This is a genomic window from Natronorubrum texcoconense, assembly GCF_900100335.1.
Classification (GTDB): domain Archaea; phylum Halobacteriota; class Halobacteria; order Halobacteriales; family Natrialbaceae; genus Natronorubrum; species Natronorubrum texcoconense.
In genome coordinates this window covers 149482-173874 of the sequence record NZ_FNFE01000004.1, presented here as the reverse complement: position 1 = coordinate 173874, position 24393 = coordinate 149482, and the positions used below count along the sequence as shown (strand labels likewise).

26 protein-coding genes are annotated in these 24393 nt (G+C 64.0%); 6 read left to right on the top strand and 20 right to left on the bottom strand.

Translation table 11 applies throughout. The annotated features are described in order from the left end of the window. Positions 1 to 28: 28 nt before the first annotated feature. The 3 genes from BLT08_RS13600 to BLT08_RS13590 form a co-directional block, all read right to left on the bottom strand. Positions 29 to 1429: a signal recognition particle protein Srp54 gene (locus tag BLT08_RS13600; RefSeq protein ID WP_090308293.1), complete on the bottom strand. Its 1401-nt coding sequence runs from the start codon at positions 1427 to 1429 to the stop codon at positions 29 to 31. Between the two features lie 66 nt (positions 1430 to 1495). Next, positions 1496 to 1936 (bottom strand): toxin-antitoxin system TumE family protein, encoded by a 441-nt coding sequence (locus BLT08_RS13595; protein ID WP_090308289.1) that lies wholly within the window; start codon positions 1934 to 1936, stop codon positions 1496 to 1498. Beyond that, positions 1937 to 2479 (bottom strand): DUF7342 family protein, encoded by a 543-nt coding sequence (locus BLT08_RS13590; protein WP_090309166.1) that lies wholly within the window; start codon positions 2477 to 2479, stop codon positions 1937 to 1939. A gap of 137 nt (positions 2480 to 2616) precedes the next feature. Between BLT08_RS13590 and BLT08_RS13585 the strand changes: the two genes are divergently transcribed. Then, a complete protein-coding gene (locus tag BLT08_RS13585; protein ID WP_090309163.1) occupies positions 2617 to 2838 on the top strand; it encodes a type II toxin-antitoxin system HicB family antitoxin in 222 nt (73 codons plus the stop codon). Positions 2839 to 3122: 284 nt separating this feature from the next. Here BLT08_RS13585 and BLT08_RS22595 read toward each other — a convergent pair whose 3' ends face one another. Then, on the bottom strand, positions 3123 to 3518 hold the full coding sequence (locus BLT08_RS22595) for a hypothetical protein (protein ID WP_139171308.1): 396 nt from the start codon (positions 3516 to 3518) through the stop codon (positions 3123 to 3125). A gap of 154 nt (positions 3519 to 3672) precedes the next feature. Between BLT08_RS22595 and BLT08_RS13580 the strand changes: the two genes are divergently transcribed. After that, complete coding sequence (locus BLT08_RS13580; protein WP_090308286.1) at positions 3673 to 5139, top strand: dihydrolipoyl dehydrogenase; 1467 nt, start codon at positions 3673 to 3675, stop codon at positions 5137 to 5139. Between the two features lie 63 nt (positions 5140 to 5202). Here BLT08_RS13580 and BLT08_RS13575 read toward each other — a convergent pair whose 3' ends face one another. Together BLT08_RS13575 and BLT08_RS13570 are read right to left on the bottom strand one after the other, a co-directional pair. Then, on the bottom strand, positions 5203 to 6015 hold the full coding sequence (locus BLT08_RS13575) for an aldo/keto reductase (RefSeq protein ID WP_090308283.1): 813 nt from the start codon (positions 6013 to 6015) through the stop codon (positions 5203 to 5205). Between the two features lie 51 nt (positions 6016 to 6066). Further along, on the bottom strand, positions 6067 to 6864 hold the full coding sequence (locus BLT08_RS13570; RefSeq protein ID WP_090308278.1) for a sulfurtransferase: 798 nt from the start codon (positions 6862 to 6864) through the stop codon (positions 6067 to 6069). A gap of 283 nt (positions 6865 to 7147) precedes the next feature. Between BLT08_RS13570 and BLT08_RS13565 the strand changes: the two genes are divergently transcribed. Next, a complete protein-coding gene (locus BLT08_RS13565) occupies positions 7148 to 8011 on the top strand; it encodes a sulfurtransferase (RefSeq protein ID WP_090308275.1) in 864 nt (287 codons plus the stop codon). Positions 8012 to 8483: 472 nt separating this feature from the next. On the opposite strand, the gene BLT08_RS13560 is transcribed toward BLT08_RS13565, so the two are convergent. Then, complete coding sequence (locus BLT08_RS13560) at positions 8484 to 9659, bottom strand: sensor histidine kinase (protein WP_090309160.1); 1176 nt, start codon at positions 9657 to 9659, stop codon at positions 8484 to 8486. 150 nt (positions 9660 to 9809) lie between these two features. After that, positions 9810 to 11003 carry a polysaccharide deacetylase family protein gene (locus BLT08_RS13555; RefSeq protein WP_090308272.1) on the bottom strand — a complete coding sequence of 398 codons (1194 nt, stop codon included), beginning with the start codon at positions 11001 to 11003 and terminating at the stop codon, positions 9810 to 9812. Positions 11004 to 11188: 185 nt separating this feature from the next. Between BLT08_RS13555 and BLT08_RS13550 the strand changes: the two genes are divergently transcribed. Then, on the top strand, positions 11189 to 11824 hold the full coding sequence (locus BLT08_RS13550) for a rubrerythrin family protein (protein WP_090308269.1): 636 nt from the start codon (positions 11189 to 11191) through the stop codon (positions 11822 to 11824). A gap of 27 nt (positions 11825 to 11851) precedes the next feature. Here BLT08_RS13550 and BLT08_RS13545 read toward each other — a convergent pair whose 3' ends face one another. The 5 genes from BLT08_RS13545 to BLT08_RS13525 form a co-directional block, all read right to left on the bottom strand. Then, positions 11852 to 12124, bottom strand: coding sequence for a DUF7553 family protein (locus BLT08_RS13545; RefSeq protein ID WP_090308266.1), 273 nt, complete (start codon positions 12122 to 12124; stop codon positions 11852 to 11854). Positions 12125 to 12206: 82 nt separating this feature from the next. Further along, positions 12207 to 13046, bottom strand: coding sequence for a hydroxyethylthiazole kinase (thiM, locus tag BLT08_RS13540; RefSeq protein ID WP_090308263.1), 840 nt, complete (start codon positions 13044 to 13046; stop codon positions 12207 to 12209). Continuing rightward, positions 13039 to 13707 carry a thiamine phosphate synthase gene (gene thiE, locus BLT08_RS13535; protein WP_090308260.1) on the bottom strand — a complete coding sequence of 223 codons (669 nt, stop codon included), beginning with the start codon at positions 13705 to 13707 and terminating at the stop codon, positions 13039 to 13041. Before thiE ends, thiM begins: the two co-directional genes overlap by 8 nt. Positions 13708 to 13767: 60 nt before the next feature. After that, positions 13768 to 14373, bottom strand: coding sequence for a GNAT family N-acetyltransferase (locus tag BLT08_RS13530; RefSeq protein ID WP_090308258.1), 606 nt, complete (start codon positions 14371 to 14373; stop codon positions 13768 to 13770). A 64-nt stretch (positions 14374 to 14437) separates the two neighbouring features. After that, complete coding sequence (locus BLT08_RS13525; protein WP_090308255.1) at positions 14438 to 15499, bottom strand: phosphatase PAP2 family protein; 1062 nt, start codon at positions 15497 to 15499, stop codon at positions 14438 to 14440. Positions 15500 to 15654: 155 nt separating this feature from the next. On the opposite strand from BLT08_RS13525, the gene BLT08_RS13520 reads away from it, so the two are divergent. Beyond that, on the top strand, positions 15655 to 16101 hold the full coding sequence (locus BLT08_RS13520) for a hypothetical protein (RefSeq protein ID WP_090308252.1): 447 nt from the start codon (positions 15655 to 15657) through the stop codon (positions 16099 to 16101). Positions 16102 to 16242: 141 nt separating this feature from the next. Here BLT08_RS13520 and BLT08_RS13515 read toward each other — a convergent pair whose 3' ends face one another. From BLT08_RS13515 to BLT08_RS13485, 7 genes are all read right to left on the bottom strand, one after another. Continuing rightward, positions 16243 to 17853, bottom strand: coding sequence for a Coenzyme F420 hydrogenase/dehydrogenase, beta subunit C-terminal domain (locus BLT08_RS13515; RefSeq protein ID WP_090308248.1), 1611 nt, complete (start codon positions 17851 to 17853; stop codon positions 16243 to 16245). Further along, on the bottom strand, positions 17843 to 19528 hold the full coding sequence (locus BLT08_RS13510; protein WP_175529315.1) for a nitrite/sulfite reductase: 1686 nt from the start codon (positions 19526 to 19528) through the stop codon (positions 17843 to 17845). Before BLT08_RS13510 ends, BLT08_RS13515 begins: the two co-directional genes overlap by 11 nt. A 467-nt stretch (positions 19529 to 19995) precedes the next feature. Further along, on the bottom strand, positions 19996 to 20586 hold the full coding sequence (locus BLT08_RS13505; protein WP_090308243.1) for a hypothetical protein: 591 nt from the start codon (positions 20584 to 20586) through the stop codon (positions 19996 to 19998). A gap of 142 nt (positions 20587 to 20728) precedes the next feature. Continuing rightward, entirely contained in the window at positions 20729 to 22264 is a 1536-nt protein-coding gene (gene ftsY, locus BLT08_RS13500; RefSeq protein ID WP_090308240.1) for a signal recognition particle-docking protein FtsY, read from the bottom strand. Between the two features lie 18 nt (positions 22265 to 22282). Beyond that, a complete protein-coding gene (pfdA, locus tag BLT08_RS13495) occupies positions 22283 to 22738 on the bottom strand; it encodes a prefoldin subunit alpha (RefSeq protein ID WP_090308237.1) in 456 nt (151 codons plus the stop codon). Continuing rightward, positions 22735 to 22911: a 50S ribosomal protein L18Ae gene (rpl18a, locus tag BLT08_RS13490; protein WP_090308233.1), complete on the bottom strand. Its 177-nt coding sequence runs from the start codon at positions 22909 to 22911 to the stop codon at positions 22735 to 22737. The genes pfdA and rpl18a overlap by 4 nt, the downstream gene beginning before the upstream one ends. Before the next feature lie 87 nt (positions 22912 to 22998). After that, entirely contained in the window at positions 22999 to 23952 is a 954-nt protein-coding gene (locus BLT08_RS13485; protein ID WP_090308230.1) for a DUF6159 family protein, read from the bottom strand. Between the two features lie 109 nt (positions 23953 to 24061). Here BLT08_RS13485 and BLT08_RS13480 point away from each other — a divergent pair, with 109 nt between their 5' ends. Continuing rightward, entirely contained in the window at positions 24062 to 24385 is a 324-nt protein-coding gene (locus BLT08_RS13480) for an ASCH domain-containing protein (RefSeq protein ID WP_090308225.1), read from the top strand. Positions 24386 to 24393 lie beyond the last annotated feature (8 nt).

Sequence of the window (24393 nt, the reverse complement as noted above, 5' to 3'; positions counted from 1 at the left end):
GTCTACGGGCAGAGTTGCGTCGAAACGGCTATCCGAACGGACCCATGCCGCCCATCCCGCCGCCACCGCCGCCACCGCCGCCGCCCTGTTGCATCTGCTTCATCATCCGCTGCATCTCCTTTTCCGAACCCATGCCCTGGAACTGCTTGATCGTCTTCTCCATCATCTTGTACTGCTGGAGCAGTTCTCGGACGTTCTCCTCCTCGGTGCCCGAGCCGCGGGCGATGCGTTCGATCTGGCTCGCGCCGATGGCCTTGGGGTACTCCTTTTCGGCGTCGGTCATCGAGTCCATGATGACGCTGAAGGTGTGCATCCGCTCCTGGGTGACGTCCATCGCGTCGTCGGGGAGTTGATCCTTGATCCCGCCGCCGAAGCCGGGGATCATGTCCATCACTTGGTCGAGCGGCCCCATGTTGTTCATCGCCTCCATCTGCTTTTGCATGTCGTTCAGAGTGAACTGACCCGACAACATGTCCTCGGGGTCCCAGTCGTCCTCTTCCATCTCGGTCTGCTCCATCGCGCGCTCGACGCGCTCTGCGAGCTGGCCGAGGTCGCCCATGCCGAGCAGTCGGGAGATGAAGCCGTCGGGCTCGAAGCGCTCGATGTCCTGGACCTCCTCGCCGGTCCCGAGGAAGGCGATCGAGGAATCGGTTTGATCGACGGCCGTGAGGGCTCCCCCACCCTTTGCCGTACCATCGAGTTTCGTGATAACGACGCCGTCGATGCCGATCGACTCGTCGAACTGCTGGGCCTGGTCCTTCGCCCCTTGCCCGATCGCGGCGTCGAGCACGAGCAGCGAGGTGTCGGGCTCGACGACGCCCTCGATCTGCTCGATCTCGTCGATAAGGTCCTCCTCGAGCGCGTGGCGACCCGCCGTGTCCACGATGTGGACGTCGGCCTCGCTGGTCTCCTCGAGTCCCTTCCGGGCGATTTCGACCGGATCCTCGCTGTCCGGATTCCCGTAGTAGTCGACTTCCGCGCGGCCGGCCATCTGCTGGGCCTGCTCGTAGGCGCCGGGCCGGAAGGTGTCGGTCTGGATCACGGCCGGACGCAGTCCCTTCGTCGAGAACCACCAGGCCATCTTCGCGGCGGAGGTCGTTTTACCGGACCCCTGCAGCCCGGCGAGAAGGATGGTCTGTTCCTCGAGTGGCAGTTCGGTCGATTCGCCGATCAGGTCGACCAGTTCCTCGTAGACGATGCGGAGGACGAAGTCCCGCGCCGGCGTGCCGGCGGGGGGCTCTTCCTCGAGCGACCGCGCTTTGATGTTGTCCGACAGCTCCATCACGAGCGAGACGTCGACGTCGGCCGAAAGCAAGGAGCGCTGGATCTCCTTGACGATCTCCTCGATGTCCTCCTCGCTGAGTCGTGACTTCCCGCGGAGTTTGTCTAAAGTTCCCCGCAGAGAACTGCCGAGATCGTCGAGTACCATTTGCTTCGACTACGGGGCGACGGTGTTAAAGGCTTTTTCTACGGACGACAGGAATCGGGTCACGATTCAGTCCCACAGCTGTTCGATCCGATCTTCGACGGCAGCCAGCACCGTCGAGAGGACGTCGATCGGGTGGCGCGACGGCAACTCGAGATCCACGACGTCGGTTCCGTCGGGCGGCCGATGGAAATGGAGTCGCGCGTTGTGCACGTTCGGGTGTCTGTCCCACCGACACTCCCAGTGGTCGTCAGTGACCGTCGTCTCGACGTAGTGAACGGTAAAACCGCCGGTCGTGAACCACCGAACGTCGAGCCGAGCGGTATCGATCGAGGGTGGATATGGCTCGGTATCGATGTATCCCTCGAGGACGCGCGGTTCGTCGCTCCCGGGACGGAACGCCGTTCGTGAAACGAGTGGATCGTCTGCGAGTCGACGCTCGAGTACTCGGAGTGTTCGGCGATCGGGTGGCCCCGTCGACGGCGGGCCGTCGTCGGACGAGCCCTCCATCTACGGCGAGGTTGGGACGAGATGGCCGTCGTTCTGTGCGATCTGGCGCGCGAGTTCGTAGAGGCGAATATCTCGCTCGAGGGCGTGCCAGTCGCTCAGCCGCGTCATCACCGTGTGGATCTCATCGTGGTCGTCGTGATCGAACGCCGAGATCGAGGACGGATCGGTCGTCCCGAATTCGTCGACGTACTCGTCGCGTCGATCCTCCAGCGTGGCGACGCGGTCGACGATCTCCTCGACCGTATGTTCCTCAGCGAGTCGACTCGCTTCCTGCCACTCGAGATAGCCGTCGTTGCGCTCGTAGCGGGCCGGTTGGGCGTCCCGATCGGCCCGTACAATCCCCATCTCGGCGAGGCGATCGAGGTGTTTTTTCGCCGCGTTCGGCGAACAGTCCGCTGTCGAAGCGATCTTGGCGTACGGCGTCGGCTCCGTTACGCCGAGTGCGGTGTCGTAGACACGGTCGAACGTATCGGTGGTCTCGCGCCACCGCTGTCGCACGTCGTCGACGGCCTCCCGATCCGGGACTGGATCGAACTCGGTCATGGTCATCGGTACGTGCTGGTCGCTAATATATATGTGTGCCCGCAAATATCTGAACGGATCCGGACGGACCCCGAATGCGACGATCCCACTCACTCGTCGTCGATGCGTATTTCCGCCGACCCGAACAACGAACGCGTATGAGTTCGGATGCAGACGTAGATCCCTCGGAGTACGAGGGCCTCGAGGACGCGGACGTCACCATACGCGAGAACGAGCACGGCCTTCACATCGCCGACGACGAGGTGACGGGCGTCTCGAGTCAGGGACCGACGCCGGAGAAGGCCCTCGAGAACCTCGCGGCGGCGGTCGAGTCGTACAGGGAGGCGACGGACGACGATCCGGGCGACGACTGGCTCTAATCGCCTCTCGGTGGGCTCGCTCGAGTCAGCGGATCGGCACACCAGACGCAGCAGCGAACGGGACAGACGTTGAGAGCCGTGGGTGCGTGGCCGAAACACGTCGAAAAGATGCCGCAAAACGAACGCGAGAACACACAGGTCACATTCATCGGCACTGCACCGTGTACAACATATTCTATTCCAATTTTTCCACTTGAAATTGATAATGATGCCGGCGGCGAAGGGGGTTCAGGAGTCAGTTGGCCGATGCTATTATTGGGAGCAACGAATGACCTGACTAGAAGCTAACAGGAATCATCTGAACCCTGGTGTATTTGTGCAGTATCACTGCCGTTCAGTTCTGGAACAAAGCGTAGTTGGATACAAACTCCGGACTCAACGCCTCTAAGTTCGCCGGAGAGTACTTCGTCATCGCTAACACCGTGAAATCCCCACTCGTGGTCGCTTGCTAACTCCCGACTGAGGGTTTCAACCTCACCTCCATCCAACGTATGTGTAATCCAGTCCTCTACCCCATCAGACGATTCGAATGCAAAATGGAAGGTTCGCTCACGGTCGCTGGTGTTGTTGAATTCGACTTCTACGCGAAATTCCGAACTGTCAGTCAAGCGGGCACAGCCAGAAAGCGCAGCCAAACTACCGCCATACGCCGTTAAGAGTGTTCGGCGATTCGTTCGCATAGGATACACCCTCTCCGTATAGGAATAAACATGTTGATGTTATGTCCGATTCAATTCATAAATACTCATCGTCGGCCCTTAGCGCTTCGATCACCGGTGCAACCGGCCAGAGCACGCGCCGGTTTTACGGCACCGTTCGTGGTGAAGACGCCCTATGGACGAGTACGACATCGTCGTGGTCGGCGGCGGATCCGGCAGCCAAGTCGCGACTGCCGCAGCAGAAGAAGGGCTCGAGGCCGCCATCGTCGAACGCGGCCCGCTTGGCGGGGCCTGCATCACGCGCGGCTGTATCCCCTCGAAGGCGTTAATTCACCGCGCCGACGTCGTCGAGGAGATCCGACGCGCGCCGGAGTTCGGTATCGCGGCCGAAATCGAGGACGTCGACTACGGCGAGATCACGTCGTCGATTCACGACACGGTCTACGAGAAGGCTGAGAACCAGGAGTCGAGCCTCGAGGAGAGCGAGAACCCCACGCTCTATCGCGGCGAGGGCCGGTTCGTCGACGAGCGCACGCTCGAGGTCAATCCGAGCGAGCGCGACGCCGACAGCGTCGAGATTCGGGGCGAAACCGTCGTCCTCGCGGTCGGGGGTCGGCCGATGATCCCGCCGATCGACGGCCTCGAGGACGCCGACTTCCTCACGAGCGACGACGCGCTCTTTCTGGACGACCAACCCGACTCGCTCGTGATCGTCGGCGGCGGCTACATCGGCGCGGAACTGGGCTACTTCTTCGGCGCCCTGGGAACCGACGTGACGATGATCGGGCGCAGCGAAACGCTCGTCCCGCGCGAGGACGACGCCGTGAGCGAGGTCGTGACGGACTCCCTCGAGCGCTACTGCGACGTCTACGCCGGCTTCGAGGCCGCCGAGGTGAGTCAGGACGGCGACCGGGTCGTCGTCACCGCCGCGGCGAGCGACGGAGACGACAGCAACGACGGCGGCGACGCGGCCGTCGAACTGGAGGCCGACGCCCTCCTGCTCGCGACCGGTCGACGGCCGAATACGGATACGCTGAACCTCGAGGCCACGGGCGTCGAAACCAACGATCAGGAACACGTCGTGGTCGGCGATACGCTCGAGACGACTTGCAACGACGTCTGGGCCCTGGGCGATATCGTCGGCGAGCAGCCGTTCAAACACGCGGCGGACTACGAGACGCGAATCGTCACGGCAAACGTACTCGACGACGCCGGGCGCGAGGTCGACTACGGTTCGATGCCCCACGCCATCTTCACCAACCCGCAGGTCGCGAGCGTGGGACGGACGGAAGGGGAACTCGAGGAGGCGGGCACCGAGTACGAGTCCGCGACGGTTCCGTTCGACGCCGCGCCGCTGGGGATGATCCTCGAGGCCGGCGACGGGTTCGTAAAGGTGCTCGCGCGGCCCGACGGCGAGATCCTGGGCTGCCATATCGTCGGCCCGCAGGCCTCGACGCTGATTCAGGAGGTCGTCGTCGCGATGGAGAGCGGGTCGGGAACCGTCGACGACGTCGCCGATCCGGTCCACGTGCATCCGGCACTCTCGGAAGCGGTGTACGCCGCGTTCGACGAGTTGTCCTCGAGTACGTACTCCACGGCGCCGGATTGGCGGGATGTCAGCGACCGCGACGGGAGCCGGTGAGATCGGCGGTTCACGTCGGCACGGAGTGGACGAGACGAAGATCGCGACGTGACGGCCGTCGAATTACCAGTTCCAGGGGCCGTGTTCGGGATCGATCACACGGTGTCGACGGTCGATCGAGTTGATCGTCTCGATATCCTCCGCATCCAGGTCGAGTTCCCGTGCTGCGAGGTTCTGTACCATGTGCTCCCGACTGCTGGCTTTCGGAATCGCGGCGACGTTGTCGTGGCTGAGCAGCCACGCGAGCGACACCTGTGCCGGCGTCGCATCGTGTTTCGTTGCGACCTGTCGAATTTCGGGTACGTCGAACACCTCGCCTTGTGCCAGCGGCGAGTAGGCGACGAGCCAGTGGTCGTGTTTCTGTGCGTACGCGACCAGGTCCTCCTGTGGGAGCAGCGGGTGCATCTCGACCTGATGGGCAAACAGGGGTGCTTCGAGGGTCTCCCGGGCTTCGTCGAGCAGTTCTGGTGTGAAGTTCGAGAGGCCGATGCGACGAGCGTTGCCCGAATCGTAGGCGTCGTCGTACGCCGGCAAAATCGCGTCGTGGTCGTAGATTCCCGACGGCCAATGAACGTACAGGAGGTCGACGGCCTCGACGCCGAGTCGCTCGAGACAGCCGTCGATGGCGTCGGGAACGGCGTCCGGGTCGGACGGAACGTCGTGGTGGACGGTCTTCGTCGAGAGGAACACGTCGTCGCGGTCGACGGTGGCACCGCGTATTCCGTCGCCGACGAAACGCTCGTTTTCGTACACCTGAGCTGTGTCAATGTGTCGATACCCGACGTCGAGTGCCGTCCGAACGTTTTCGGTCCACTGCTCGCGGTCGTCCGCGGAATACGTTCCGAGACCGATTCTCGGGAAGGTATCGTGAGGCATTGACAGAGTCTCCTCGAGAGATTCAGTTGATCCTTCTGGTTCCGTCGTCACTCACTCGACCTCGCCGCTCTCGACTTCGCCGTCGTTGGCCAGCCACTCCGTCAAACTCCCCTCGTAGAACGCGACGTCCTCGTATCCCAGCGCCCGCAGGACGACGTAGGTGTGGCTGATTCGCCGCGCCGTGTTACAGTAGAGGACGATCTCGCGATCCGGCGTTATTCCGTACTCGGCCAGCAGCGCCTCGAGTTCGCCCTCGGGTTTCAGCCGCCGCGTCTCGTCGTCGACGACCTCGCGCCAATCGAAGCGAACCGCACTCGGCAGTCGGGCGTCCTCGAACTCGTGTTCTTCGCGCGTATCGACGAAGACCGCGTCGCGCTCGAGAGCATCCTCGACGGCCTCGAAGCCGACGAGTGGACTCTCTTCGCGTGCGAGCGGGTCGGGATCGTAGGTCGTCGCCTCGAGTTCCGACACCTCGCTCGTCGTTTCGTGGTCGCGGTTCCACGCGCTGTAGTCGCCGTCGAGCAGGCGCACGTCGTCGTGGCCGTACTCGAGGGCGGTCAGCACGAATCGCGCGGCGAAGACGCCGTGGGTGTCGTCGTAGGCGACGATCGTGTCGTCGGGAGCAATACCCGATTCGGAGAGCAGGTCCGCAAAGGCCGCAGCACCCGGCAGCGTCCCGCGATCGACGTCGCTCTCGTCGCGGTAGCTGTCGAAGGGAATGCTAACGGCGCCGGGAACGTGACCGATGCCGTCGTACTCCCACGGGTCGCGAACGTCGACGACGCGTAGCTTCGGGTCCTCGAGGTGCGCTGCGAGCCAGTCCGGGGTGACGACGACGGATTCGTCCATTGAGCGGATGTTGTCGGGTTAGCCCCGAGAACACACCGGTCCCGGCACCACTCCCCTGGGTACCGAGGTCTCGGCAAATATCTCCTCAGACTGCTGAGTTGTCGAGTCGCTGAACCCCGTCGTATGTCGGCCCGTGTTATAAGCCATTGGCAGTGGGCTCGAGCGCCGAATCCGCGCGTTTCCGGGCGTTCGAGATAGCGGCAACAGTCACCGTCACAGTCGACCGTCGTCCGAATTATCCGCTTCGAGAGCCACTAAGACCGTCCCAGCCGTTGGTTCGGGTATGGCAACAGACTACGCCAACGACGTGCTCGTCACGGCTGATTGGGTCGAGGAGCGACTCGACGACTTCCAGAGCGACGACGACGATCTTCGCCTCGTGGAGGTCGACGTCGACACGGAAGCCTACGAAGAGGCCCACGCACCCGGCGCGATCGGGTTCAACTGGGAGACCGAACTGCAGGATCAGACGACTCGAGACGTCCTCACCAAGGACGACTTCGAAGAGTTGCTTGGCTCTCACGGCATCAGCGAGGACTCCACCGTGGTCCTCTACGGCGACAACTCGAACTGGTTCGCCGCCTACACCTACTGGCAGTTCAAGTACTACGGTCACGACGAGGTCTACCTGCTCGACGGCGGCCGCGAGTACTGGCTCGAGAACGACTATCCGACGACGGACGAGGAGCCCGACTTCTCGGCCGTCGAGTACGACGCCGCCGGCCCGCGCGAGAGCATCCGCGCCTACCGCGAGGACGTCGAAAACGCGATCGACCGCGGCGTTCCGCTCGTCGACGTTCGCTCCCCGGAGGAGTTCACTGGCGAGATTCTCGCCCCGCCAGGCCTCCAGGAGACCGCCCAGCGCGGCGGTCACATCCCCGGCGCGAAGAACATCTCGTGGGCGGCCGTCACGAACGACGACGGCACGTTCAAAGAGTACGACGAACTCGAGGAGCTCTACGCCGACGAGGACATCGACGGCGACGAGACGACCGTCGCCTACTGCCGCATCGGCGAGCGGTCGTCGGTCGCGTGGTTCGCGCTCCACGAACTGCTCGGCTACGAGGACACCGTCAACTACGACGGCTCCTGGACCGAGTGGGGGAATTTGGTGAACGCGCCTATTGAGAAAGGCGAGGGCGACTGAGCGACGCGAAGGAGCCCTCGTAGCGGAACGGGGAGGCGTAGCCGACCCGTGGAGCAGGACGAGGCCGAGTGAAACGAGGCCTCGAAGTGAAGCGGTGAGCCGGTAGGCGAACCGCGGAACAGGCGAGGCGGACGACTGACGGGAGATTCGAGCGCAGCGAGAATCTCCGAACGGCGAGCGGTGAAACCGCGAGACACGAAGTGAAGGAGTTCGCCTCGAGAAAGCGAGCGGGGAACGAATGCGAGACCCGAGCGAAGTGAGGGTCTCGAAAAGCGAACGGCGTCAGCCGTGAGCAGTGACCCGAGAGTAGGGCGAGGCCGACTGAGCGACGCGAAGCAGGTCGAAGTCGAGTGAACGATGTGTGCGGAGTCGTACGAGACGGTAAGCCGACTCGTGATCTCGAAAACTTGCGATTTTTGAGGACCTCGAGCCGCGGAGCGAACGAACTCTCGAGAACCGATTCGAGACGCCGCTATACCTTCAGGAACGTGACCGAAAACGTCGAGCCCTCGCCGGGTTCGGAGTCGACCCGAATCGTCCCGCCGTGACGATCGACGATTCGGCGGCAAAACGCCAGTCCGATTCCCGAGCCGGCGGATTCGTCGACCGTGTGGAGACGCTGGAAGAGCTCGAAGATGCGTTCCTGATCGTCGGGACCGATACCGACGCCCTCGTCCCGGACCGAGATTATCCATTCGGAGTCCCGCTCTACAGCGGTCACGTTTACCCGAGGCGGGTCATCGCCGCTGTACTCGAGTGCGTTCGAGAGCAGGTTCTGAAACAGCTGTCGAAGTTGAGTCGCGTCGCCGCGAACGCGAGGGAGCGATTCGGTCGTGATCTCGGCGTCGTATTCGTCGATTCTGAGCTGCAAATCGTCGCGAACGTCCGCGAGGACGGCGTTCAGATCGACCGGTTCGAACGGATCCCCCTGCGTCTCGATTCGCGAGTACGCGAGCAGTCCGTCGATCATTGCCGTCATGCGTTCGGCACCGTCGATGGCGTACTCGAGAAACTCCTCGCCGTCCGAATCAAGGTCGTCAGCGTGTCTGTCTTCGAGGAGATCCAGATAGCTCGAGATCATCCGAAGCGGTTCTCGCAGGTCGTGGGACGCGATCGACGCGAAGTGGTCCAATCGTTCGTTCGACCGTTCTACCTCGTCGACCTTCTCCTCGAGTTCGTCGCGGACCGCCCGTAGTTCGTCGTTGCGTCGGTCGAGTTCCGCTCGCGCCCGTTCCAACTGATCGTTTCGCCGTTTCGCTTCGTGTTCTCTGATGATCGCCCGTGCGTCGTGAATACCGATCGTCAGGCCCGCGACGGAGCCGAGTGCGATCGCGATCGCTCGCTCACCGAACGTAAAGGAGGTAGCAACTCCTGGGTGAATGGCCCGTAGAAAGAGGAAGACGAGCATCACACCGATACCGCCGAGACACCACCCGGCGATGCGGAGATACAGCGCTCGATCGACGTCGATGGTCGACAGCCACCGCCCGACGTACAGTAACAGAATTCCCGGAAGACTGATGAGAACGAAGTCGATACCCGTTTCCGAAAGCGGGTTGCCCCGAGAAATTTCGAAAAACGACTGTCCTACCGCGATCACGATAAAGAGGACACCCAGTACCGAGATGAAGTGCGAACGGGACAGCATTCGATACCCGTACGTCACAGCGATATATGAGGAGTGTGGATCGGTCAGGGTTCGTTACGACGTGCGCGACCGTGACGGCTGAGCAGCACGCTCGGGGCCGAGATCAGCACCAAAAAACGGTCCACGGCAAGCGATGAGCGAACGGCGTGATCAGTGGAGGTTGTCGGCGGCGATGTCGTCGGGAGTAACGACATCGACGTCGTGATCGTCGAGCGCCGAGAGGACGGCCTCGAGTTCGTCGAGCGACTCGCCGACGTTCCGGTAAGAGAGCGTCGTGATCAGCCGGTAGTCGGCGGTCCACTCGATGAGTTGCGCAGCGTCAGCGGGGTCAGGGTTGGTCGCACGGGGGGCGAGGTGCGGGTTGCTGAGGTTGCCGTGGCCCGCGTAGCCGCCGACGAACGCGATGTCCGAGTACTCTTTCGCGAGTTCGAGCGACGACTCGTCGTAGCGGTTGAGCCCGTAGGAGTAGTACGCGTCGTCGAAGCCGTTGTCGGCGAGCCACTCGGCAGCGCGGCTGAACTCCTCTTCCTGCCGGCTCTCGCCGTGCTGGGTGAGGTCGGTTCCCGTGGCACCGCCGCTGGCGACGATCCAGCCGTCGTCCTGGAGGGACTCGAGGTCGGAGTGGGAGAGGTAGCCCGAGGAACCGACGTAGTCGGTGCTCACGAAGGCCGTTCCGGGGACGTCGTACTCCGCGAGGAGCGGCCCGGCCCCGTCGGCGACGTCGGGAGTACTCTCGGGGAACTGCAGCATGACTTTCCCGGTCTCGGGTCGCCCGACGAAGTGGTAGTCGTCACACCAGAGGGACAGCTCGCGGTCGCCGGCCCAGACGGAGATCTTGGTGTGTTCGATCGAGCCCAGGTCGGGATCGCCGTCGGTGTCGAGGACGCCCAGATCGTGGTGGACGAACGGGCCGTCTTCGCGCACGGCGCACTGGAGCAGCAGTCGATCGCCGTCGGTATCCGTGAGTTGGACGGTCGGGCTGACGTCGTGATCGCTCGCGAACGCCAGCGCGGGGAACTCGTCGGAGAGGTCGCGCGGAGTGTCGAACTCCCGTTTGATCATGATCCGTTCGGTCGAGCCGTCGGCATCCATCCGAGCGGACTGGGTCCCCGCGTAGACGCGGTCTTCGTCCGCGGAGAGCGATCCCTCTTCGACCGTCCACTTCGAGAGATCCTCGAACTCGTCGAACGAGCCGGGCTCCTCGTTGACCGGGTCCGACGACCCGTTGCCGTCGTCGTCATCGCCGTTTTCGTCGTCGCTGGTTTCCGACCCGGTCAGGGCGGAACAGCCGGCGACGGTAGCCGCCGCAGCAGTCGCGGTTGCGAGATACGTTCGTCGTTTCATTACGATTGAAGACAGTCGCTTTTGGATGATTGTTATGGCTACGTTAGTGTTCAGATCTCGTGAGTAGTCGGTGCCTATCGGCCCGAAGGGGGCCGCTACTCCCAGCCGACGCCGACCCGGTGTCGGTTCGGCAGACGACTACAGATCACGACACTACTAACTCGAGGCCGGTCGAACGACTCAGTATGACCGATTCCGAAGCCATCCTCGACGCCGTCCGCGAAGACAACCAGACCGCGCTCTCCCGACTCGGCTCGTCGAAGTCGCTGTACGCCGACACCGGCGGCGACATCGACACCGAACCCGTCCTCCGCGCGACCGCCGACGCCGAGCACGCCGCCTGGGAGACGTTCCTCGAGTGGGCCGACAGCGAGGCTCACGACGACGCGCGCGAGGCGTTCGAAGCCACCGCTGCTGAAGAACAGGACCACTACGAGACCGTTCTCGACCACCTCGGGGACGACGCGTACGAACCGGACGAGATCCCCGCGCTCCACGAGTACCTGCGCGGTCTCGAGTCGACGGTCGAACGCGTCGGCGGCTTCCTCGGCCGAATTCTCGCGAGCAAGCGCTCGAAAGAACAGGTCGTCGGCTACTTCGTCGGCGACGCCGACCCCCAGACCGCCGGCGTCTTCCGCGAGTTCGGCGACGATCTGGACGCACAACTCGAGCGCGCCGAGGAACTGCTCGAGGACGTCTGCGAGAGCGACGAGGACCGCGAGCGCGCACAGGAGGCCGCGAACGGAGCGATCGAAGCCGCCTACGGCGAGTACGTCGAGACCCTCGAGGCGATGGGTGCGAATCCGAAGCCGATCTGCTGACCGGGTGAAGAAGCGAAATCGGCGGCGCTACACGCCGTCGACCGTCTCCCGGTAGGCGCTGATCGACTCGAGCGCCTCCGTGACGAGGTTGGCGACCGCGCCGCCCTCGTCGTCCGCGATTTCGGTGAGGACGTGTTCGTGACGCGCGAGTTTGCCGTGGTCCGGCCCGCGGTCGGCCTCGGCTAACCGTTCGAACTGGGTCGACTGATTTTCCAGCCGTTCCCGGGTCTCGTCGTCCGACGCGGACTCGGCGGCGTCCTGGAGCGTTGCAGCGGCGTTCTCGAGTTCAGGTCGGGTCACACGTCACGATTCATCGGCGGCCGATAAAACCGTTTCACTCCTTCCGAGTCGGCGGAAATACCAGCAACCGCGTACGATCGCGTTAGGCGACGCGTTCGATCCGATCCGCGAGGTCCATCCCCGCCGCTTCGTCAGCGGAGAAGCCGGCCACGGCGTCGTGGAAGTTCGTCCGGTAGCTCGCCGGTCCCTCGTGGGGCATCTCGGCCGCGAGTTCGCCCGCGATGCCGAACGCGAGCGTGCCGTGGACGGCGGCCGTCTCGGCGTCCTCGAGCGCGCCGTGGAACGAGGCGACGGTCGCGCCGAGCATACAGCCGGTGCCGACGACCTCGCCGAGCATCTCGTGACCGACCGAGAGCCGAACGGCTCCGTCGGCGGTCGCGACGACGTCCTCGACGCCGCTCGCGACGACCGTCGCGCCGGTCGACTCGGCGAGCGACTGGGCCGTGTCCTCGATTGCCTCGTACTCGCCCACGGATTCGACGCCTTTCACCTCGGCTTCGACGCCCGCGAGCGCGCTGATCTCGCCGTAGTTGCCCTTGATAACCGAAAAGTCGACATCCTCGAGTAACTCCTCGGCGACGGCCTCTCGAGTCGGCGTCGCGCCGACGCCAACGGGATCGAGAACGACGGGAACGTCGCGCTCGGCCGCCGTGTCGGCGGCCTCGTGCATGGCCTCGACTTTCCCCGCCGGAACCTGCCCCGTGTTGAGCAGGATCGCGGACGCGCCGTTGGCCATCTCGCCGGCGTCGCCCGGCGAGTCGGCCATCACCGGGAGCGCGTCCCAGTGGAGCGTGAGGTTGGCGACGTCGTTCATCGTCACTTCGTTGGTCAGGTGCTGGACGAGCGGCGATCCGTCGGCAATCGCCCGCAGGGAGTTCGCGAGGTCGTCGCCGGTGGTATCAGTGGGTAGTGACTCACTCATCGGGTGTCGATCCGTTCGCCATCCCCTTCGCAGTTTCGACGGTTTCCGCGAGCGCGGCGGCCGCAGCCTGCGGATCGTCGGCCGCCGTGATCTCGGAGATGACGGCCACGCCGACCGCCCCCGACTCGACGACCGGGCCGGCGTTGTCGGCCGTAATGCCGCCGATCCCGACGACCGGAATAGAAACTGCGTCGACGATTTCGGCGATGCGCTCGGGCCCGACGCCGTCCTCCTCGGCGGCGACGTCCTTCGAGGACGTGCCGTAGACGGCGCCGATACCGAGGTAGTCCGCGCCCGCGGCTTCCGCCTCGAGCGCCTCTTCCACCGTCGAGGTCGAACAGCCGACGACCGCGTCGGGTCCGAGCAGGTCGCGCGCGACGGCGACCGGGAGGTCCGACTGGCCGACGTGAACGCCGTCGGCGTCGATCGCCTGCGCGATATCGACGCGGTCGTTGACGATCAGATCGACGCCCGCCTCGGCGGTCAGTTCGCGAAGTTCGAGACCGAGATCGTACCGAAACCGGGCCTCGGTCTCTTTCTCGCGGAGTTGGACGACATCGACGCCGCCGTCGATCGCCGCGCGGACGACGTCGATCGTCGACCGACCCTCGGAGATCGACTGCTGGGTGACGAGGTAGGTGCCGTAGTTCGAGGGATCCATGGACGAACTGCGGGTGCTGAGCCACTAAGCGACTTCGGTCCACGACATCTCGAGCGCAGGTCAGCGCGACTCGAGACAGCTCTCGCCGGCACGGACCAGCGACTCCCAGTCGGAACCGTCGCGGAGGTCGGACAGCGGCGCGATCGGCTCCGGGTCGGCCGACTTCTCGGCGATCGAGTACCGCCACCAGGCGACGTCCTGCCAGTCGCCCTCGGTGTACCCCATCGCGGGGAAGTCGACGCAGCGTTCGAAGCCGAGCCGTTCGTGAAACCGTTCCGTTTCGGGGTTCGGCACCGTCGTGACGGCGTAGGCGTCGCGGACGCCCTGGCGCTCGAGGACGGCGAACAGCGACTCGTAGAGCGCTCGACCGACGCCGGCCCCGCGGGCGTCGGCCGCGACGTAGACCGAGAGTTCGACGGTCCACTGGTAGGCGCGGCGCTTTCGGAGGCGACCTGCGTAGGCGTAACCGGCGATAGAACCGTCGATCTCGCAAACGAGCCAGGGATAGGTCTCGAGGGTCGACTCGATACGGTCGGCCATCTCGGATTCGGTCGGCGGGCTCTCTTCGAACGTGACCGCGGATGACTCACAGAAGGGGGCGTAGATATCGCGGACCGCCGCCGCGTCCGCCGGGCGTGCGAGTCGGATACGAGAGTCGGACTCCATACCCGAGTATTCTATCGATCGCTGATAAGGACGCGGAACTCGGTCGCCGATCGCTCGAGTGGAACTACTGACGGTCGCCGGACGTTCGAGTCCGAACCCATCGACGGAGGCGTGCGGCGAGTCGTCGGCCGCCGCCGTAGCCCCGTCGCCAAGTCGAGGGTCGAAGCAGGTATCTGAATCCGAGCAAAGCCATCGTGAGCCAGAAGACCAGCGCCGTCCAGACCCTACTGGCGCGTTCCGAGTGGGTCAACACGGGAATCGTGACGAACACGGCCAGCGCGAGGCCGAGTGCGCCCCCCGCTGCGGGCAGCGACAGCAGTTGGAAGTACTCGAGGGCGGCGACGAGCGGCGCGAAGGCCGCGCCCGCGAGTGCAACTCTGAACGCGACCGGCCGGACCGCTTGCGAGGGACGATCGACCGCGAAAACGTCCCGGCCGAGCCTGATGAGTTGCCAGCCGCCGAACGTGCCGAGCGAAGCGCCGAGCAGGAGGACGGCGTCCGGCTCGAGGCTGCTCGCGGCGAGCGCGAACGTACTCGAGACGACCGCGAGCGAGAACGCGACCGTTCCCTGTTCGGTCGGGTAGCGAGCCAGCAGGCGCTCCGCGACGAACAGAAACGTCAACCCGACGGCGACGCCGGCAACGATGTCGACGAGGTAGTGGACGCCGAGAGCGATTCTCGAGAGGCCGACGAGGCCGACGATCGCTGCAGCTCCGACGATCCGCTGGCGGTACGTGCCGATCGAGAGCCGCTTCGCGAGACTGACGTAGACGATGGTCGTCATGAGCGCGTGACCGCTCGGAAAGCCGTAGCCGCTGGCCAGCGCGGTGGCTTCGTACAGCGGCTGGAGCAGGCCGGGCAGCGACTCGATTGGAACGAGCGGCTGGCCCGGACGGGGCAAGCTAAAGACGTGTTTCAATCCGGTAATGAGCGAGAGGCCGGCTATCGTCAGCCCGATGATGACGGCCGCATCCTCCCGTTTGGTACTGTAGAACCAGTAAACCCCACCGACGACGAGCGCGAGAAACCAGACGTCACCCAACTGGGTGAGGAGGGCGACCAGGATCGCCGCCCACTCGGGAATGACCTCCTGTATCGGTTCGAACTCGCCGATTCCTCTGGACATGTCGGACTGTACGGTGATCGGACACTAATCGATATCGGCTCGTCCCGTCTCCGGCGACAGTTCGGTTCGGATTGGAGGGTCGACGGAACGGATCCACCCCGAACGTGGCCGTAACGGCACCCATTCTTTTCCCATCGGTGGTGGTCGCGTGTGATATGGACGACCAGTCACAACAGCTGACGGCGCTTCCCGACGACGAGGCGGACGCGCTCGCAGAGAACGCGCTCGAGACCGAGTACGTCGGCCGACTCGAGGCGTACCTCGCCGACGAACACGACGAATCGATGCCGACCGAGAACGTCCAGGCGTTCGAGCGGGCGGACGGCGTCCGGGCTGTTTCCTTTGCAGCCGAGACGGACGCAGCCGACGGCACCCCCAGGCCGGACGTTGCGATCACGATCCACTTCGACGACGGCGAGGTCGTCCAGGCGACCGCCGAACGCCACGATACCGACGACGGGACGGTGGATCTCGTCTTCCCGGCCGAAATCGCACCCAGGCCGGAGGCCGCGGTGAACGACATCCTCCAGCCGGACGGCCAGTCCGTCGAGGTGACCGTCGACGAATCGGACGAGATTACGGTGTACTCGATCGCGCTGTGAGGGTCGTGTCGGACGTGATCCGCTGATCAAACGCGTCGCTCGTTGCTACTAGTACTGCGTCGCTCGTGGCTACTGTTACAGTATCGTTTCCGACGAAACAGCGAAAACGCGATCGAAGCGAACAGTTGGTCTCGAGCCGGCTCAGTGAGCCTGGTCGTGCGGGTTCAGCGCCGTGCCGTAGTTCTCGGCGTGGTCGGTGTAGTCGATAAAACGCGGCGCGTCGGGGTCGAACGGGCGCTCTAAGCTCTCGAAGGCCTTCTTTTTATCCCAGCCCTGGAGCTTGCCGACCGCCGACTTGTCCTCTAAGTCGTGGTAGTCGAGTTTCGGCTCGGTGAGGTCCCACGCCTGCATCCCCTGCTCGGTGCGGATGATGACGCTCGAGTACTCGTCGGAAGAGCCGACGGAGCCGACGGTGATGTCCGAACAGAAACCGGTGAAGTCGGCACACTCGTCACAGCCCTTGAGCGCGGCGTCGTGGAAGTTCTCGACGTCTTCCTCGACGATCATGTTGCCGTCGTGGTCGTAAACCATCATCTTGCCGTTGAGGACGTCCATCTTCCCGATTTCGTCGGGCGAGATGTCGCGTTTCTCCTCCAACTGCTCGCCCATGAGGCTGTAGTAGTTGAAGTTCTTCGTGCACATCAGCGAGATGGTGTAGTCGACGGCCCGAATGCCCTCGTTCTGGGCCTGATAGTCCCAGTCGAAGTCCTGGAGGGCGCGGATGCCCTCGATCTCACACGGCGTCCCCACGAGGGCGAGCGAGAGCTCGTCCCAACCCTTGTCGGGGAGCTTGTGCTCCCACTGTTTCAGGTCGAGGTTGCCCAGCGCGAGCGTCTGGTTGTAGACCGTGCCGGCGTTCTCGATGAGCTCTTCTTCCGTGGTCGCGAGGAAACTCTCGGCCTTCCAGGCCTCCTCCTCGCTCTCGGTCGCGATGAGCGCGCCGTCGATCTCGCCTTCCTCGAGCAGCGTTGCGAGGACGCCGGTGACGACGCCGCCGTCCTGTGCGCCGTCGGTCCAGTCGTCCTCGACCTTCGCGGAGAACTCCGTAATCGGATCGCCGGCACCTTTGACGTTGTCGTCGCCGCCGGTGATCTTCCACTGGCGCTCGTAGCGCATCCCGCCGCGGGGACAGAAGTCCCAACAGAGCGAACAACCGGTACACATCTTGACCAGCTTAGGGAGGTCGTCCTCGCCGACGCCGATCGAATCGGAGGGACAGGCCGCAACGCAGGTCCCACACTGGATACAGCGACCCTCGTCGATGACGGCCTCGTCCAGTTCCATGAACCAGGTCTTCTCGTCCGGCGTCTCGATGTCGTTCATCTCTGCGCGGATCGAGTACTCCGGCGTCTCGAGGTCGGCACCCTCCGGAACGCCGACGCGAACGTCCGGCGCGCCGTTGTCGACGTCCTGACTGACGCCCTCGGCGGGTTCGGTGAACTCGAGGTCGCCGAGTTCGCCCATCTCGTCGACGTTGGCGACTCCGGCTCCGTCCGTGGCGACGCGCTTATTCTCCGTCTGTGGCGATGTGTTCGCAGTCTTCTCGCCGCAGGAGCAGGTGTTCGGCGAGCAGCTGTCGCCGCTGGCGTCGTCCGCATCGGTCTGGACCGTACCTTCTCGAGCGTGGTCCGTTCCCTCTCGAGACCGCGGCGCAGCGCTGCCGGTCTCGGGGAACATCACAGCCTCGTCGTCGTCCGTCTGCGACTCGGGAACGGTCGGGAACGTACGTTCGTCCTCGCCGTTAGTCCCCATGAGCAACACCCCCAGCAACCGGGGCCTCAGCTCCTTGCATGATCGTGCGGAGCTGCCCGTTATCGACACGGCGACACCACTCGTAGAACTGCTCGCCGTCGTGGCGGTCGTCGTTGTAGGCGTCGAACAGCTGCTCGAGCGCCGGAATCACCGAATCGGCGGGGACGGCGTTCTCGATCCAATCTAAGAACTCGTTGTCCGCGCCGAGCGAGCCGCCGAGACCGAAGTCCATCCCTTCGACGATGTCGGACTCGCCGTCTTCATCGATCTTGACGGTCTCGCCGCGGAAGCCGATGTCCGCGATCTGTGGCTGGGCACAGGAGGCAGAACAGCCGGACATGTGCATCCGAATAGCCTCGATATCGTTGGGCACATCGATGCGCTCGTCGAGTTCGCGGGCCCAGCGCTTGGTCCGCTTTTTCGTCTCGATGATCGCGTAGTTACAGAACTCGCTGCCCGTACAGCCGACGGCGCCGCGGGAGAACGCGCCGGGGTCGGGCTGATAGTCCTCGGCGAACGGCTCCGCGAGGAGGTCATCGACGTTCTCCTCAGGGATGTGCGTGATGAGGAAGTTCTGGTCGGTCGCGAGGCGAACGGAGGCGTCCTCGGTTCCGTACGTCTCGGCTGCACGGGCGGCCTCGGCGAACTCGTCGCCGCCCATCCGGCCGGCGACGACGTTGAAACCGACGTACTGCAGGCCGTCCTGCTTCTGGTCGTGGACGCCGACGTGGTCGCCCTGGTAGCCGACGGTCAGGTTCTCGCCGCCCGTCGGGAAGTCGATGGCCGTTCGGTTGCGGATGGCTTCCTCGAACTTCGCGGGACCCAACTGTTCGACGAGATAGCGCATGCGGCAGACGCCGCGGTTGTTACGGTCGCCGATCTCCTTGAACGTCTGGGCGACGGCGCGACAGAACTCCACGGCGTCCTCCGGCGGGATGAAGACGTCGAGCTCCGACCCCATCCGCGGACCGTCGGAGAGGCCGCCGCCGACGCGAGCGTGGAAGCCGTAGTAGTGCTCGCCCTCGATCTCCTTCTTCGCAGGAACGAGGCCGATATCGTTGATCTGGGACTGCGCGCAGTCGTGGGCACAGCCCGTGATGGTCATCTTGAACTTCCGCGGGAGGTTGGCGTACTCGCGGTTGTTCGTAAAGAAGTCCGAGACGGCTTCGATGACCGGCTGGGCGTTGAAACACTCGTGGTCGCTGATACCGGCCGCCGGACAGCCGAGCACGTTCCGGGCGGAATCACCACAGCCCTGGACCGTCGTCAGGCCGACCTCGTCGTAGCGGTTCCACATCTCCGGAACGTCCTCGACGCGGATCCAGTGTTTCTGGATGTCCTGTCGGGTCGTAATGTCGAGGTAGGCGTCGCCCCAGAGTTCGTTCTGCTCCGCACCGCCGTACGCTTCGGGTGCGACGGCGAGGTCGTCGGTCACTTCGCCGATGACCTCGGCCTGTTCGGGCGTGAGTTTCCCGCCCGGCACCTTGGTCCGGATCATGAAGTAGCCCTCCTGTTTCTGGGCGTACATGCCGGCCCACTTCAGGCGCTCCCACTCGCCGCCGCCGGCGCGCTCTTCGATCTCCTCAAACGAGAGTTCGTCGTCGGCGTAGTCGTAGACGTCGTCGATCACGTCGAGCGGGTGCTTGTTCTGCTTGTACTGCTCCGTCGTATTCACGCGAACCACCTCGTGTTTCGCCGAACGAAGTGAAGCGAAGTGCGAGACGGCAAAGCCGTCTCGGTAGTTCGTGTGAGTTCGAAAGCGCTCGTGTTTTCGTGATTCATGTGTACCACCGCTGGCGGGAGAGAGCGGCCAGCAGCGAGATCACGCTGTAGTGACGGATCATCGTTTGGCGGGTAGTCTCACGCAAACCCTATACCAGCCTGTAATGGGGCGAATCATGACGACGGTCGTTTTCACCAGCAATTATTGCCACATTCGAGCGACACGTGTAGCCAGTCAAAACGGGATTCAGTGTCGTGAGGACGGGAACCGGTCGGGCACGAACGCCCACAGCAAGAGTCGTCACTCATACCAGCAATACTCTCCGATAAGTGAGCGCAGTGCGTAAAACATGTCGATCTCCCGGCCAATTATTGCCACATCTATCGGTACCGCGACGCGAGATCGCGAAACGAGTCCGATCAGTCGAAGCAGACGACGGCAGTACCCGCGTCTCGAGGGTCGGGATCGAACGGATCCGGTTCGCTCGCAATTCCGTGCTGATACCGCGAACGGAGTGCGACGTGGTCGTCGACGTAGTAGGAGACGCGAGAGCCGCGCTCGTTCGTCGGCGTCCCCCGTTGGGTCTCCGTCGAGAGGTCGTAGACGATCGAGACCAGTACGGCCTCCATCTCGGACTCCGACTCCAGATTCGACTCGATCCGTTCCAGTTCGCTGTCCCGAACCGAGAAGCTGACCACTCGCGTCGCCGACCCGTACTCTTCGAGAAAACCGTTGTGCCGATACGCTTCCTCGAACTCGCGAGCGAACGCTTCGGCGTCGGTCAACGGATCCGAGGGCGACGGATACGCCATCGACTCGAGACCGTGGCTCTGAACTGGATCCTCGGGCTCAGGACGGTCGATATCGGCGCAGTCGTACTCGTCCTCGGAGATGAACTCCGACTCGGGGTCGTCTGCGCTCGTGAGTTGCTCCTCGAAGCAGCCGGCGAACGCCATTGAGAACGGCAGCACCGCCGAGAGGAGGGCACGCCGGGACCGGGGTGTGCGCATACATAGATGTCAGCGATACATTATATGTATGTTTCGTATTACGTGCTCCGGGTTTCGGACGTGGGGTTCGGGAGCGCCAACGGGCTTCGCCCGGGATCGCTCGTAGTGAACTGCGCCGAAAAACGGATCGGATCGACGACGGCTACGCCTCGTCGCCGAGCAGTCGGTCGATCATCTCGTCGGGATCGAACCGTTCGAGGTGGTCGTACCCCTGCCCGACGCCGAGGAACAGAATCGGTTTCCCGGTGACCTGCGCGATCGAGATCGCCGCTCCGCCGTTGGAGTCGGCGTCCGCCTTCGTCAAGATTGCGCCGTCGATTTCGGCGGCCTCGTTGAACTCGCGGGCGCGGTTGACCGCGTCCTGACCGGCCACGGCTTCGTCGACGAACAGCGTCATGTCGGGATCGACGACGCGGCCGATCTTCTCGAGTTGATCCATCAGTCCTTCATCGGTGTGGAGTCGACCCGCCGTATCGCCCAGCACGATGTCGATATTGTTCGCCTCGGCGTACTCGACGGCGTCGTACAGCACCGCGGCGGGGTCGCCGCCCTGCTGGTGGCTGATGAGTTTCGTGTCGAGCGCGTCGGCGTGCTCCTGGATCTGTTCGTTGGCCCCGGCTCGGTAGGTGTCGCCGTTGGCCATCACGGTCGAGTAGCCACGCTCCTCGAAATATCGGCTAAGTTTGGCGATCGAAGTCGTCTTTCCGACGCCGTTGACGCCGGTGAAGACGAGCGTCACGGGTTTGTCCTCGACCGCGATTCGCTCGTCGAAGTCGAACTGTCCGACGCTGATCACGTCGTAGATCGCGTCGCTCAGCGCCTCCTCGACGACGTCGCCGGTCGAGGTCGTGAACGTCCGCGTCTCGCCGACCAGTTCGTCGCGGATGTTGTCGAGGATCTCCTCGGCGACGCCCATCTCCACGTCGCTCGAGAGCAACGCCATCTCGAGTTCGTGTAACGGGCCCTCGAGGTCTTCCTCCTCGATGACGAACTTCCCCTTGACAAGCGAGCGCGCCTTGTTACCGAACCCGGTGGAGCCGTCCTCGGGGTCGGTGTCGTCGGCCGCGGCTGCGTCGTCGTCCGCGTCCGTGGCGACGCTCGCGTCGATCGCCACCGAATCCCGCTCGGTGTCGTCCGCGAAATCGCCGTCGGACGACTCGTCGGCGTCCGGAACCGGTTGCGTCACCCACGACTCGACCGTCTCGGACGACGCCTGGGTGTCGCTCGTCTCGGGAGCTGATTCGGGGTCCGACTCGACGCTCTCGCCCGCCGACTCGGTCGGCGGTTCGGTCTCTGTCTCGAGTTCGCGCTCCGGTTCGGCGACGTCGTCGACCGTCTCGTCGGTGGTATCTGGGGCTTCCGCCGTCTCCGTCTCGGGTGTCGTGCCGTCGGTGTCAGCCTCGGCTTCGGACGACTCGGTTTCGGCTTCCGAAGGGGTAGCGTCCCCGAGTTCGTCCTCCTCGAGTGCCGATTCGGTGCTCTCGGCTTCGGCGGGTTCGGACGCGGCGCTCTCAGCTTCAGCAGTATCGGCCGCAGCGCTCTCGACTTCAGCAGTATCGGTCGCCTCGAGTTCCGCGTCCTCGAGTTCGTCTTCGTCGACCTCCTCGACGTTCTCTTCGGCGGCCTCTTCGGCGTCTTTGCGGAAGCTCCCGAGTTTCTTCTTCAGGTTGTCGAACATGGTACGGATCTCCCGACGTTATTCGTCGGGGCCTTGGCCCTGCTGGCCCTGCATCTGCTGCATCTGCTGTTGCATCGCCTGCTGTTGGATCTGCTGGGCCTGCTGCTCGAGTTCGCTGCTCTCGGACTCGAGTTCGGCGATCTCCGAGTTGACCTCCTCGATGCGGTCGTCGAGGTTCTCCTGTTTGTTCTCGAGGGCGTCGACGGCGCCGTCCTGTTCGAACTCGGCGGCGTAGTCCGCGCCCAGTTCGACGATCACTTCGTCGATGTCCTGGATGTTCGCACGGAGGTACGCGCCGCCGCCGATCGGCACCTGCACCGTCGAATCCGTCTCGAGGCTCTCGAGGGCCTCGATCGCTTCGTCGGCTTCGGTCTTCTGCTGCTGGATCGCCTGAACGCTCTCCTCGAGCGCTTCGATCTCCTGTTCGATCTCCTGAAGCTCCTGGGAGAGCTGCTGAAGTTGCTGCTGACTCATTGTTCGACGACCTCCTCGAGGTCGATCTCGGTCCGCTTGAGTCGGTGCTGGCTCCCGAGCTGGGAGAGCGCGTGCTCCCGTGCGACGTTCTCGTTTTCGGCGTCGATCGTCGTTTCGAACTCCGCGAATCCGTCGCGGTTCTTGAACCGACCGGTGACCGTAAATTGACTCATGGCTACCACTCCGGCAGGCAGTCGGAAGAATCTTCCCTTCCGTCGGAGTCAGCGACCTGCCGACGGAACCGGATTACGCGGCGTCGTTCAGATCTGTCCGGGCTGTTGTCCCGAACTCGCGCCGGTCAGTCCGCTCGAGTTGCGTTTTCGCTTCACGATCGCGTCGGGATCGATCCCCTCGAACTCCGGCGGCAGTTCGCCGTCGGTCGCGTACTGGTAGAGCGCGGTTTTCGCGATGGCCGTCGCGGCGATGTGGACGACGACGAGCGCACCGAGCAACAGCACGGTCGGGACGACCGTGTAGACGAGCACCGAGCCCGGGTTCGCGATCAGCAACAGCGGCGCACCGATTCCGACAGCGACGACGAGCGCACCGAGCGTCACCGTCACGAGTCCGACGCCGAGGCTGACCCCGCCGGCTTCGCCCCAGGTCTCGCGGAACAGGCTGACGCTGTCGCGCAACGACTCCCGGACGCCGCCGTTCTGGAAGACGATGACGGGGACGATGAAGAACGTCATCATGAACCACGCCGCGCCGGCGATCGCTCTGACGATCTGGGCGCCCCAGCCTTCCTGACTCTCGAGAGCCTGGAAAATGAGGCCGATGACCGCACCCACGACGCCCCACGCGAGGATCGTCCGTCTAGATTCCCAGGCACCGGCGAACCCGGCCCGGAGGCTCGTCGACTCGCCGTGAAACAGGCTCCCGACCGAGTGGACCAACGCGGCGCTGAAGAAGGTCGCGACGGCCGTCGCGACGAACAGTACGAGGAAGGAGAGTGCGAGCATCGCCACTTGTGCGACGCCGTCGACCGTGCCGTCCGAGACCGACGCGACCTGGTCTACGGTACCCAACCCGAATCCGACGCCGATCAGGGCGACGAACAGTCCGACGAGGAGGAGGGCCAGTCCCGCCGTCCAAGTGAGTCCGTACAGCAGCGGAAACACGAGCAACCACTTCTCGCGTCGGAGCACGCCGAACGACGCCTTCGCAATCTGAAACCCGGTGCGAAACCGGGCGAATACTGATTGGAGGACCATACGCGGATCGTGTTCGCCATCAAATATAAATATTCCCGATAGAGCAACGCGATGACACGGCCGCACGAGCGTGCCAAACGGTTTTGCCGCGGCCACCGTACGGAACCGCATGAGCGAACTCGATCTTAGTGAGCTACTGCCTAGCGAACGGATGCAAACGCAGGCCCTCGAGGGCGACGTGACCCAGATCCACCGCGGCCACCAGTACGCCGACCCCGGCGATACGTTCACGATCGAGGACACCGCGTTCGAGGTGACCGACGTCACCGAACGGACGCTCGGGGACCTGACCGACGAAGACGCACAGGCCGAAGGAATGGACGATCTCGAGGCCTATCGCAACCTGCTCGAGCGCGCCCACGAGAACTTCGAGTGGGACGACGACAGCGAGATCGTCCGGCATCAGTTCGAACCACAGTCGGGCAACGACTGACTGGTTGG

What these genes read in the sequence shown, in the direction of transcription:
- BLT08_RS13600 (WP_090308293.1), bottom strand. Translation starts at nt 1,429, where the DNA reads ATGGTACTCGACGATCTCGGCAGTTCTCTGCGGGGAACTTTAGACAAA.
- BLT08_RS13595 (WP_090308289.1), bottom strand. Translation starts at nt 1,936, where the DNA reads ATGGAGGGCTCGTCCGACGACGGCCCGCCGTCGACGGGGCCACCCGAT.
- BLT08_RS13590 (WP_090309166.1), bottom strand. Translation starts at nt 2,479, where the DNA reads ATGACCGAGTTCGATCCAGTCCCGGATCGGGAGGCCGTCGACGACGTG.
- BLT08_RS13585 (WP_090309163.1), top strand. Translation starts at nt 2,617, where the DNA reads ATGAGTTCGGATGCAGACGTAGATCCCTCGGAGTACGAGGGCCTCGAG.
- BLT08_RS22595 (WP_139171308.1), bottom strand. Translation starts at nt 3,518, where the DNA reads ATGCGAACGAATCGCCGAACACTCTTAACGGCGTATGGCGGTAGTTTG.
- BLT08_RS13580 (WP_090308286.1), top strand. Translation starts at nt 3,673, where the DNA reads ATGGACGAGTACGACATCGTCGTGGTCGGCGGCGGATCCGGCAGCCAA.
- BLT08_RS13575 (WP_090308283.1), bottom strand. Translation starts at nt 6,015, where the DNA reads ATGCCTCACGATACCTTCCCGAGAATCGGTCTCGGAACGTATTCCGCG.
- BLT08_RS13570 (WP_090308278.1), bottom strand. Translation starts at nt 6,864, where the DNA reads ATGGACGAATCCGTCGTCGTCACCCCGGACTGGCTCGCAGCGCACCTC.
- BLT08_RS13565 (WP_090308275.1), top strand. Translation starts at nt 7,148, where the DNA reads ATGGCAACAGACTACGCCAACGACGTGCTCGTCACGGCTGATTGGGTC.
- BLT08_RS13560 (WP_090309160.1), bottom strand. Translation starts at nt 9,659, where the DNA reads ATGCTGTCCCGTTCGCACTTCATCTCGGTACTGGGTGTCCTCTTTATC.
- BLT08_RS13555 (WP_090308272.1), bottom strand. Translation starts at nt 11,003, where the DNA reads ATGAAACGACGAACGTATCTCGCAACCGCGACTGCTGCGGCGGCTACC.
- BLT08_RS13550 (WP_090308269.1), top strand. Translation starts at nt 11,189, where the DNA reads ATGACCGATTCCGAAGCCATCCTCGACGCCGTCCGCGAAGACAACCAG.
- thiM (WP_090308263.1), bottom strand. Translation starts at nt 13,046, where the DNA reads ATGAGTGAGTCACTACCCACTGATACCACCGGCGACGACCTCGCGAAC.
- thiE (WP_090308260.1), bottom strand. Translation starts at nt 13,707, where the DNA reads ATGGATCCCTCGAACTACGGCACCTACCTCGTCACCCAGCAGTCGATC.
- BLT08_RS13530 (WP_090308258.1), bottom strand. Translation starts at nt 14,373, where the DNA reads ATGGAGTCCGACTCTCGTATCCGACTCGCACGCCCGGCGGACGCGGCG.
- BLT08_RS13525 (WP_090308255.1), bottom strand. Translation starts at nt 15,499, where the DNA reads ATGTCCAGAGGAATCGGCGAGTTCGAACCGATACAGGAGGTCATTCCC.
- BLT08_RS13520 (WP_090308252.1), top strand. Translation starts at nt 15,655, where the DNA reads ATGGACGACCAGTCACAACAGCTGACGGCGCTTCCCGACGACGAGGCG.
- BLT08_RS13515 (WP_090308248.1), bottom strand. Translation starts at nt 17,853, where the DNA reads ATGGGGACTAACGGCGAGGACGAACGTACGTTCCCGACCGTTCCCGAG.
- BLT08_RS13505 (WP_090308243.1), bottom strand. Translation starts at nt 20,586, where the DNA reads ATGCGCACACCCCGGTCCCGGCGTGCCCTCCTCTCGGCGGTGCTGCCG.
- ftsY (WP_090308240.1), bottom strand. Translation starts at nt 22,264, where the DNA reads ATGTTCGACAACCTGAAGAAGAAACTCGGGAGCTTCCGCAAAGACGCC.
- pfdA (WP_090308237.1), bottom strand. Translation starts at nt 22,738, where the DNA reads ATGAGTCAGCAGCAACTTCAGCAGCTCTCCCAGGAGCTTCAGGAGATC.
- rpl18a (WP_090308233.1), bottom strand. Translation starts at nt 22,911, where the DNA reads ATGAGTCAATTTACGGTCACCGGTCGGTTCAAGAACCGCGACGGATTC.
- BLT08_RS13485 (WP_090308230.1), bottom strand. Translation starts at nt 23,952, where the DNA reads ATGGTCCTCCAATCAGTATTCGCCCGGTTTCGCACCGGGTTTCAGATT.
- BLT08_RS13480 (WP_090308225.1), top strand. Translation starts at nt 24,062, where the DNA reads ATGAGCGAACTCGATCTTAGTGAGCTACTGCCTAGCGAACGGATGCAA.